Below are 9,798 nucleotides of genomic sequence, written 5' to 3' on the forward strand. Positions count from 1 at the left end.
AGCGCCCGCAGGCCGCGCCCCGACCCGCCGCGTAGTCGCCGGGCCCGCCGTACCCGCAGGACGCTCTCGACGAGCTGTGGGGCGACCGAGAGCGCGACCACCACCGCCGTGCTGACCGCGTAGAGCGCCCCGGGTACCGCCTTGAGCAGTCGTTTCGGGTTGGCCAGCGCGTTCGCGGCACCGAGGCAGATCAGCATCGTCGCCAGCCGCAGTCCGTCGTAGAACCCGCCGAGGAGTTGTTCGGCGGCGACCGGCCCGAACAGCCGGATCCCCGCCGCCCAGGCCGGCAGCGGGATCTCCGGAAGCCGGACCAGGATGTGTTCGCCCTGACCGCCGCCGAAGACGACGCGGAACACCACCCGCATCGCCACGACGATCGCCCCGAGGATCAGGTACATCCGGAACGCCAGCGCCCAGGGGGCGTCGCCCCGGCGGCGGACCACCACCAGCGCGGCGGCGGCCACGATCAGGGCCAGCGGCAACGGGTTCGTGGTGTAGCTGGCGGCGGTGGCGAGTCCGAGCGCCCAGAGCCACCAGGCCCCCGGGTGCAGGGCGCGGGGCAGTCGCCCGCCCTGCGGTGCCGGGTGCCCGGGGTGACCGCCGGGCACCCGGTCACTCATCAGGGGTGGTGCGACGCCGACGCCAGGTGGTGACGATCCCCCCACCGGCGACCGCCACCAGCAGGAGCAGCCCGGCCAGGGTGCCCAGGGGCGGGCCGCTGGTGTCACGTGCCGCGGTGACCTGCGTCGGCACCGGGGCGTCGGTGGGCGGTTCGCCGACCGGGGTCGACCCGGGCGGCGGGGTCGGCGAGGGTACCGGCGGCGGAGTCGACGCCGAGGTGGTCGGGATCGGCGGGGTGGTCGGCACGGTCCCTCCGGTGGGGCCGCCCGGCGGCGGGGGTACGCCGTCGGTCGGGCCCGCACCCCCCGGAACGCCCACTGTGGGGGCGGGGGGTGGTGGCGGGCGGTCGTCGGGGCCGGTCGCCGGGGGCGGCGCGGGCGGGGGTGCCGGGCGGGTCGGCTCGGGGCGGGTCGGCTCGGGGCGGGTCGGGGGTTTCGGCCGCTGCGGTGCCGCTCCGGGACGGGGCGCGTCGTCCGGGCTGCGGTTGAGGGAGAACGACCAGCCCTCGAAGCTGCCGGCCGGTGGTCTCCGGTTGAGCACGCCCTTGTCGCTGTAGGTCCACGAACCCCCGTCGGGTGCGTGCCAGTACGACCAGTAGGCGCTGGCCGGTGGGGTGTCGACGCACTTCTCGGCGGCGACCGACGGCCGGCCCTCGATGCGGCAGATGAACCCCTCGCCCCACCGCAGGGTGCCGGCGACCTGGAAGCCGGCACCCTTGAGGGCGGTGAGTCCGCTGCTCTGCGTCCCGGGGGCGCAGCGCACGACGGTTCCCCCGCCGAGTTCGTTGAAGTCGACCACGACGGTGACCCCGGAGGCGTCCGGGCAGGGTCCGGCGGTGCCCTGCGCCGCCCGGACGGGGGTGTGCACCCCGAGGGTGCCGGCGGCGACGAGGGCGACGACGAGTCCCGTCCGCGTGACCGGACCGGTCACTGTGCCCGCCGTCGGGCGAACACGAGCAGCGCCACTCCCCCGGCGATGCTGACCAGCGCGACCACCAGCCAGGTGACGATCGACGCGCCGGTGGTCGGCAGGGCGCCGCCGGGGGCACCGGCGACCGGGGTGGTCGTGGTGGGCACCGGCGACGGGGTGCCGCTCGGGTCGGGGGTGCTCGGCGAGGTGTCGGGCGTGGTGCCCGGGGTCGGGGAGGCGGTCGGTGCCCCGGTGGTGGGGGTCGCGGTGCCGGTGGGCGGGGGCGTGGGCTGGCCGGTCGGCGAGGGCCCACCGGGCCCGCCGGTCGGGGTGGGCTCGGGGGACTGCGGCGGGTCGACGCCGATGCCGCCCAGCGGCACCTGGGCCAGCCCGAGGATCGCCTGGGCGGTGGCGCGCCGCCACTGGTCCTTGTCGTTGTCGGCGATGCCCTGGCCGACGGCGGCGGCGTGGGCGTCGGTGTTGTAGGCGATGGCACCCGCCTCGGCGGCGGCGGCACCCCCGGTGGCGGCGGTGACCTGGAGGGCGGCCAGCGCGGTCGCCGCCCGCGCGGCCTCGCTGCTACGTCCGGCGGCGGCGAGGGCCTGCCCGGCGAGACCGGTGCTGTTGGAGTTCGCGCCGCTGGTCGGCCCGGAGCCGCCGAAGGAGCCGTCGGTGTGCTGCTGGGTCGCCAGCCAGTCCGCGCCCCGTCGGGCGGCGTCGGCCGCCCCGGTGGCACCGCCGTCGGCGGCGGCCAGGAGGGCCTGGACGGCCATCGCCGTGGAGTCGACGTCGAGGGTGGGCGTGCCCTGGTCGTCGCAGGAGGGCGACGGGGCACCGTCGGCGTCCGGGTAGAGCCGGAAACCGCCGGCCCGGCACTGCTGGCGGACGAGGAAGTCGACTGTGGGCTGGGCCACCTCGCCGCTGCGGGTCAGGCCCAGGACGGTGAAGGCCTGGTCGAAGGTGTTGCTGGCGTCCGGACCGGTGGCCTCGGTGGTCCGGCTGGTGATCCGGCCGTGCTGGTGGCCGGTGTCGGCGGGGGCGACCAGGGACAGCGTCTCGGACCGCAGGTCGTGCCCGCCGAAGTCACGGGGGTCGGCACCGGTGGCGGTGGCGAGGTAGAGGAGTTTCGCCGTCGCGCCGCCGTCGGTGAAACCCTCGATGCCGTAGTCGTCGTAGCTGTTGTAGGAGCGTACGTGTGCCGCGATCTGGGCGGTCGCGGCCTCGCGGGTCGCCGGGGCCGCGCCGGTGGCGGCGAGGGCGAGCACCCCGTCGATGCTCAGTCCCCAGTCGATGCCGCCGAACGGGCCGGGCAGGGTCCCGTCGGTGAACTCGTCGGCGAGCCAGGTCGCGCCGTCACGGGCGGCGGCCGAGGTCGCGACGGCACCGTGCGGTGTGGCGACGAGGACGGCCAGGGTGGCCGCGGTGGCGACGAGGAGTCCGCCGCCGAGGCGACGGGTCCGGGAGGTGGGCATGGGGTGCCTTTCGCAGAGCGGTCGGTGGAAGCTCCGGAAGGCATCCGTGGGTCGACCGCGTCCGTCCGGTCGGACGGCGTGGCCGAGATCCTCGGTGGCCCGGACTTCACCCTGTAGACCTCGACAGTGGAAGCCGCTCGTCCGGGGTGGGGCGTTCCGGCTCGCGATGGTTCGCTCACGGTTGCGGGTCAGCGCCGGCTTCTACCGGCTTTCCCCCACACAGGACGTATGCAGATGTGTACCCGGCGCACCGGGTGTCGACACGGTACCGCTCGTGGGCGGCACTGCGCCAGAGCGACGGTCGTCACCCGGTGCACCGGGTCAGGCGGGGCGATCCGGGGTCAGGGGGCGGTGATGCTCGGAGCGGTGCCGGTGCCGAAACGCCAGCCCTCCACGGTGCCCGGTGCCGGGTTGTAGCTGCTCGCCCCGGAGGTGCTGTAGGTCCAGGGGCTGCCGCTGCCGGCGGCGTGCCAGTACGACCAGTACGCGGTGGCGGGCGGGGTGTTGACGCACGGCTCGGTCGCGGAGGTCGGCTGCCCGTTGATCCGGCAGACGAAGGCGAGCCCCCACCGGGCGGTGCCGGTCACTGTGAACCCGGCGCCCTGCAGGGCGGCCAGTCCGGTGGCCGGGTCACCGACGTGACAGCCGACCTGGACCCCGCCGCCGAGGGGACCGTAGTCGACCACGACGGTGACGCCGGTGGTGCCGGTGCAGGGGGCGGCCTGGGCGGCCTGGGGAGCGGGGTCGGCGGCGACCAGGCCGACGGCGACGACGGCTGCGGCGATCAGACCGGCCAGTCGCCTGCGGGTGGTGGAGAGGGCACTGGACATGTGGGCTCCTTCGAGGGTCAGAGGCAGGGCAGGCTGGGTGCGCCCGGCGTCGCGGTGGTGGTGGACAGGTGGGCGTACCCGGTGCCGGTCAGGCCGAGGACGGCCTGGGTGGTGGCCCGGACGGCGGTGGCCGGGTCGAAGGAGCCGCCGTCGAAGTCGATCGCCCCCCGGTCGGTGGGGGTCCCGGAGCAGCCGACCTGGAGCCCGGCGAGGTGGATCCGGGCCCGCAGCCAGGCCAGCGGCCGACCGCCGTCGCGGAGGGCCTGCGCGGCCAGGCCGGTGCTGTTGGCGTTGGACAGCCCGTCGGCGTTGGGGAAGCTTCCGTCGGTGCGTTGGACCGACAGCAGCCAGTGCAGACCGGCGGTGGCGTCGGCGGACCGACCGGCGGCGCGCAGCGCCTGCACGGCCAGGGCGGTGGCGTCCACGTCGGAGACACAGGTCGCCTGGGCGGCCACCACCGGGTAGCCGCCGTCGGCACACCGGATCCCGGCCAGCCACTGGGCGGCGGTGCCCGGTGCGCCCTGCGGGGTACGGGTCAGGGCGAGGATGGCGAAGGACTGGCTGAAGGTGTTGCTGTAGTCGCCGTACGCGGACCGGTCGCTGAACCGGCCGTCGGTCGCCTGGAGCGACTGCAACCGGCTGACCAGGTCCACTCCACCCACGTCGGTGGGGTCGTCGCCGCGTACGGCGACGGTGAGGGCGAGCTTGGCGGTGGCACCGACGTAGGCCTCGGTGCCCCCGTCGCCGAGGTACCCGTCGCGGATGTCCGCCCGGGTGACCCAGTCCAGGGCGTCCGCGCCGTAGTCGTCGGCGACCCCGGCGGCGGCGAACGCGAGGACGGCGTCGAGGGTCAGCCCCGCGTCGGGGTAGGCGACACCACCGAAGACCGCCTCGAAGCGTTCCCCGTCGACGAGTTGGCGTGCCAGCCAGCCGGCGGCGGCGGCCGGGCGGGGGGCCACGGCCTGGACGGCTGCCACGTCGGCGGGGGGCGCTGCGGGCGCGGCACCGGCGGGCGCGGCGACGCCGAGGGTGAGGGTGAAGGCGGTGAGCACCGCGCTGGGCAGGGTGAGCAGGCGGTGCCGGCTCGGGCGGGCGACCATCGGACGCGCCTTTCCGGCCCGGCGGACGTCGAAACCCGGCCCGGCCTGCGCGGGGCAGAGCCGGTCGGCCTCCGACCCGTGGGCCACGACGGGTGAGGAGCGGGAACATCGCGGGCACGGCGGGTATTCGGGCTCGTCACCGAGGAGGTCCCTCCTCGGTGGCCTACCGTTGCGGGCCAGCGCCGGACTTCGACCGGACTTCCCCCGCACGTACGCGCAGGTGTGCAGTTGTCGCGTCAGTCTCGTCTGCCGCAGCAGCGGATGTCAATGCGACATCCGTCGCGGCGGCCCGGCCTGTCACCGGGAGGCGGACAGCGGTAGGGACCGTACCAGCATCCGGTGTGACCGCCAGCCCGGGAAGGGAACGAGGTCGCCGACGTGCTGGAAGCGCAGGCGTTGCAGCGCGTGCCAGACCCGGGTGTTGGTCTCGGTGACGGCGAGGGTGACCCGCTCCTCACCACGGCGGTCCAGCAGGTCGGTCGTCATCCGGACACCCAGGCGGTGGCGACGGAACTCGGGCAGGACGAACGCCTCGCACACGGCGAAGGTCCGGTTCGGCCACTCGGCGGTGAGGGCGGTGTCGGTGACCGAGGTCAGGTCGCGCCACCACAGCGTCTCCGGCGGCAGTGGACAGCCCAGCACCGCCCCGACGAGTTCACCGGCGACATAGCCGAGTGCCCCCTCGAAGCCGTCGGCCTCGACCGTCCACCGGATCCGGTCGCTCGCCGACGGGGTGCTGTGATCGAGGAGGTGGAGGTCCTCGGCGTGGACCCGGTGGTAGACCTCGGTGAGCGCGTCGACGTCGGCCTCGGTGGTGATGACGACCTCGTCGAGGAGGTCGCCGTGGGCTAGGGGTGTCGACGTCATCAGACTTCCTCCGGCATGAAGTTAGGTTAGGCATACCTAATCAGATGCCGAACGGAGTGACCAAACTCAGCGAAGGCTGACCTAAGTCGTGGGGACCTGCGGGGGGCGGGCGGCACCGGTCCCCGTCGATGCCACCCGGCGGGGCCGGGCTGGTGGACGGAGGCGGGGTGCGGCACCGCCCGTGTGGTGCGTACAGTTTCGGGTCGGACTTCACGGGTGGGCCGGACAGCCCCGGCGCAGGGACGGGATCGGGACATCAGCGGCATGACAGCGGACAACACCCTCGACGGCGGCCCGGACGGCATCGACCAGAGCCGGCTGGAGACCTGCCTGCGCGTCATCGAGGACCTGGCGGACCTGCCTCCCGACCACCCGGACGTGGTACGGGTCCAGCGGGCCACCGCCGGGCTCTACAAGACGATCAAGCAGCAGCGGCGGACGCGACGCCGGGAGGAGATCCTGACCGCCGACCTCGCAGTGACCGCCGCCACCGCCACCGGCGCACCGGGCCGCATCGACGACGAGACCCAGGGCATCCCGCTCGCCTCACCCACCACCGGCACCACCGCCGGGGTCCTGCACCAGCCACGGGGCTGCTACGTCTGCAAGCAGCGCTACCGCGAGGTGGACGCCTTCTACCACCAACTCTGCCCCACCTGCGCCGCCACGAACCGGGAACGCCGCGACGCCCGTACCGACCTGACCGGCCGACGGGCGCTGCTCACCGGGGGCCGGGCGAAGATCGGCATGTACATCGCACTGCGGCTGCTGCGCGACGGCGCGCACACCACCGTGACGACCCGCTTCCCGCACGACGCGGTCCGCCGGTTCGCCGCGATGCCCGACAGCGCGGACTGGCTGCACCGGCTGCGTGTCGTCGGGATCGACCTGCGCGACCCCGCCCAGGTGATCGCCCTGGCCGACTCGGTCAGCGCCCAGGGACCACTCGACATCCTGATCAACAACGCGGCGCAGACGGTCCGCCGCAGCCCCCAGGCGTACGCCCACCTCGTCGCCGCCGAGGCGGCGGCCCTGCCCGAGGGTCCCCTCCCCGACGTGGTCACCTTCGCCGCCACCCCGGGCCGGGGTGAGACGGTCGGCAGCCTGACCGCGTCGCCCCCGCCGGTCTCGCTCACCCCGCACGCGCTCACCGCCCTGGCGTTGACGAGCGGATCCGCCTCCCCGGAACGGATCGCGGCGGCCACCGCCATCGACGCCGGTGGTCTCGTGCCGGACCTCGACCCGGTCAACAGCTGGGTGCAGCGCGTGCACGAGGTGGACCCCGTCGAACTGCTCGAAGTGCAGCTCTGCAACGTCACGGCACCGTTCGTCCTGGTCAGTCGGCTCCGGCCGGCGATGGCCGCCGCGCCGGCCCGCCGCAAGTACGTGGTGAACGTCTCCGCCATGGAGGGACAGTTCGGTCGCGGCTACAAGGGCCCCGGACACCCCCACACGAACATGGCCAAGGCCGCGTTGAACATGCTGACCCGCACCAGCGCCCAGGAGATGCTCACCGACGGCATCCTGATGACGAGCGTCGACACCGGCTGGATCACCGACGAGCGGCCCCACCCGACGAAGATGCGGCTGGCCGACGCCGGATTCCACGCCCCCCTGGACCTGGTCGACGGCGCGGCCCGGGTGTACGACCCGATCGTGCGGGGCGAGCAGGGCGAGGACCTGTACGGCTGTTTCCTCAAGGACTACGTCCCCTGCGCCTGGTGACCGCCACCGGTTCGTGACGGTCGCGTGGGAGGCCGCGCCGGTTCGTGACGGTCGCGTCGGGTGGCGCCCGGTGCCCTACCTGTGGGCGGCGGCCAGCCGGGCGAACCCCTCGTCCAGGCCGACCTGCGGGGTCCAGCGCAACGCGGCCCGGGTCCGGCGTTGGTCGAACCAGTGCGCTGTGGACAGCTGCTCGGCCAGGAAACGGGTCATCGGGGGCTCGTCGGTGCGCGGCAGCCGCGACCAGACCCGTTCCACGAGGGAACCACCGGCCTTCGCGGCGGCCACCGGCACCCGTAGTCTCGGCGGCGGCGCCCCCGCGGCGGCGCAGATCCGGGTGACCAGCTCCGCCACCGTCCGGGGCTCCCCGTTGGTCACCACGAACGCCCGGCCGCGGACGTCGGCCTCGGGCGCCAGGTCCAGGGCGGCGACGATGGCCTCGGCGGCGTTCGTCACGTACGTCGTGTCGATCAGGGCGGTGCCCCACCCGACGAGGGCGAGCCGCCCGGACCGGGCCCGTTCGACGATCCGGGCGACCAGTTGGGTGTCACCCGGCCCCCAGACCAGGTGCGGACGGACCGCCACCACGGCGAGGTCGGGACCGTCGGCGGCCAGCGCGAGCAGTTCCGCGGCGGCCTTGCTCCGGGCGTAGTGGCCCCGGGCCCGCCGGGGGTCGGCCGGGTCGGCACCGGCACCGACCAGCCCGACGCCGTGGTGGGCCACCGACGGGGAGGAGACCTGCACGAACCGGGTCACCCCGGCGGCCCGGGCGGCGTCGAGCACCGTCGCCGTACCACAGATGTTCGTCTGCTCGAACTGCTGCCACCGACCGGTCATCGACACCTTCGCGGCCAGGTGCACCACGGCGTCGACCCCGTCGACGGCCGCGCGGACCGTCGCCGCGTCGGTGACGTCCCCCCGCCGCTCGTCGACGCCGGGCAGGTCGCTGGGGCGGCGTTGCAGGACGCGGACCGTGTCGCCCCGACCGGCGAGAGTGGAGGCGACGGCACCGCCGAGCATGCCGCTGGCACCGGTGACGAGGACCCTCACAGTCCGCCGAACCCTTCCCCGGCCAGCACCCGCTGCGCCCACCGGCTCAGTCGGGTCCGGTCGATCTTCGAGTTGTGGCGGATGTCGGTGGGGAGGGCGGGGACGACGAGCACTGCCGCTACCGGTGGGGCGACGACAGCGCGTACCGCGTCGGTCAGTTCCGGGTCGGCCAGGGCGGCACGGCGTACCCCGGGCGTGGTCTCGGCGACGACCACCACCTGCTCCACGCCCCTGGGCCCCACCCCGACCACTGCGGCGCGGGCGATCCCTGGCAGCGACTCGACCTGCTGTTCGAGTCCGACGGGGGTGAGCACGCCCTCGGCGGTGACCAGGACGTGGGCCAGGCGGCCCTGGACCCACAGCCGACCGTCGCGGTCCAGGTGGCCGACGTCGCCGGTACGGTGCCAACCCGGGTTACGGGAGGACTGCCGCTCGGTCAGCCACAGGGCGTCGTAGCGGTCCTTCACGTGAGCCGCGGCGACCATGATCTCCCCGGTGACCTCCGGGGTCGGGTCGGGTTCCTCGGCGGGCACACCGGCCGGGTCCAGGGCGGCGACCGCCACCCGCACCCCGGGCAGCGGCCGACCGACGCAGACCCCGTCGCCCGGTCCGACGTCGACGATCTCGTCGAGCGTGACGTCCGTGACCGGGAGGACCTCGGTCATCCCGTACGGGGTGTGCGGCTGGGCCTTGGGCAGCAACTCCCGCATCCGGGTCAGCAGGGCGGCCGGTACCGGGGCGCCCGCGCTGAACAGCGAGGTGACCCCGGCCAACGCGGCGAGCTGCCGGTCGTCGAGGGCGGGACCGGTGTCGACAACGTTGCGCAACGCGGCCGGGGAGGCGAACACCGCCGACGCGTCGACGGCGGCCACCGCCTCGGCCAGGGCGGTGGCGGTCAGGGTCCGGGCGGCGGTGACCTGCATGTCCGGGATCGCCGAGGCGGCACCGAGGGCCGGGCCGAAGAGCGCGAACGGCGCGAACGCCGCCACCACCGCGCCGTCCGACGTCAGCCCCAACTCGACCAGGGCGTCCCGCATCGCGGCCAGTTGGCGGTGGGTGTAGACGGCACCCTTGGCCGGTCCGGTGGACCCGGAGGTGAACAGCACCGCCGCGTCGTCGTCCGGGTGGGGGGCGGCGGGCGGCTCCTGGTCACCGGCCGCGCCGAGCCGGGCGAGGCGTCCCAGGGTCGACGCGCCGAGGGCGGCGGCCCCCGGCCCCGCGCCGATG

8 protein-coding genes, 1 pseudogene and 1 riboswitch are annotated in these 9,798 nt (G+C 74.9%); of the genes and pseudogenes, 1 reads left to right on the forward strand and 8 read right to left on the reverse strand.

Annotation, left to right across the window (positions count from 1 at the left end):
- From ABT336_RS25555 to ABT336_RS25580, 6 genes and pseudogenes are all read right to left on the reverse strand, one after another.
- Positions 1 to 620: pseudogene (locus ABT336_RS25555) on the reverse strand (energy-coupling factor transporter transmembrane protein EcfT); the annotation flags it as partial.
- Positions 613 to 1,551 (reverse strand): SCO2322-related protein, encoded by a 939-nt coding sequence (locus tag ABT336_RS25560; RefSeq protein WP_350899852.1) that lies wholly within the window; start codon positions 1,549 to 1,551, stop codon positions 613 to 615. The gene ABT336_RS25560 and the pseudogene ABT336_RS25555, both read right to left, overlap by 8 nt.
- Positions 1,548 to 3,002, reverse strand: coding sequence for an LPXTG cell wall anchor domain-containing protein (locus ABT336_RS25565; RefSeq protein WP_350899854.1), 1,455 nt, complete (start codon positions 3,000 to 3,002; stop codon positions 1,548 to 1,550). Before ABT336_RS25565 ends, ABT336_RS25560 begins: the two co-directional genes overlap by 4 nt.
- 341 nt (positions 3,003 to 3,343) lie before the next feature.
- Positions 3,344 to 3,832 (reverse strand): SCO2322-related protein, encoded by a 489-nt coding sequence (locus tag ABT336_RS25570; RefSeq protein ID WP_350899856.1) that lies wholly within the window; start codon positions 3,830 to 3,832, stop codon positions 3,344 to 3,346.
- Positions 3,833 to 3,849: 17 nt separating this feature from the next.
- Positions 3,850 to 5,019: a prenyltransferase/squalene oxidase repeat-containing protein gene (locus ABT336_RS25575; RefSeq protein WP_350899858.1), complete on the reverse strand. Its 1,170-nt coding sequence runs from the start codon at positions 5,017 to 5,019 to the stop codon at positions 3,850 to 3,852.
- Between the two features lie 14 nt (positions 5,020 to 5,033).
- A riboswitch (cobalamin riboswitch) is annotated at positions 5,034 to 5,201 on the reverse strand.
- Between the two features lie 28 nt (positions 5,202 to 5,229).
- Positions 5,230 to 5,799 (reverse strand): GNAT family N-acetyltransferase, encoded by a 570-nt coding sequence (locus tag ABT336_RS25580; RefSeq protein WP_350899860.1) that lies wholly within the window; start codon positions 5,797 to 5,799, stop codon positions 5,230 to 5,232.
- A gap of 264 nt (positions 5,800 to 6,063) precedes the next feature.
- Between ABT336_RS25580 and ABT336_RS25585 the strand changes: the two genes are divergently transcribed.
- Positions 6,064 to 7,524 (forward strand): SDR family NAD(P)-dependent oxidoreductase, encoded by a 1,461-nt coding sequence (locus ABT336_RS25585; protein WP_350899862.1) that lies wholly within the window; start codon positions 6,064 to 6,066, stop codon positions 7,522 to 7,524.
- A 75-nt stretch (positions 7,525 to 7,599) separates the two neighbouring features.
- Here the strand turns inward: ABT336_RS25585 and ABT336_RS25590 are convergent, their stop codons facing one another.
- Both ABT336_RS25590 and ABT336_RS25595 read right to left on the reverse strand, forming a co-directional pair.
- The gene (locus ABT336_RS25590) at positions 7,600 to 8,571 is read right to left on the reverse strand and encodes an NAD-dependent epimerase/dehydratase family protein (protein WP_350899864.1); all 972 of its coding nucleotides are present in this window, start codon (positions 8,569 to 8,571) and stop codon (positions 7,600 to 7,602) included.
- Positions 8,568 to 9,798: AMP-binding protein (locus tag ABT336_RS25595; RefSeq protein WP_350899866.1), on the reverse strand; the 1,231-nt coding region annotated here is incomplete at its 5' end. The genes ABT336_RS25590 and ABT336_RS25595, both read right to left, overlap by 4 nt.

The organism is Micromonospora sp. NPDC000207, from assembly GCF_040300925.1.
GTDB lineage: Bacteria > Actinomycetota > Actinomycetes > Mycobacteriales > Micromonosporaceae > Micromonospora.

Coding starts and splice junctions, on each gene's coding strand:
- ABT336_RS25580 (WP_350899860.1), bottom strand. CDS start 5,799: ATGACGTCGACACCCCTAGCCCACGGCGACCTCCTCGACGAGGTCGTC.
- ABT336_RS25585 (WP_350899862.1), top strand. CDS start 6,064: ATGACAGCGGACAACACCCTCGACGGCGGCCCGGACGGCATCGACCAG.
- ABT336_RS25565 (WP_350899854.1), bottom strand. CDS start 3,002: ATGCCCACCTCCCGGACCCGTCGCCTCGGCGGCGGACTCCTCGTCGCC.
- ABT336_RS25570 (WP_350899856.1), bottom strand. CDS start 3,832: ATGTCCAGTGCCCTCTCCACCACCCGCAGGCGACTGGCCGGTCTGATC.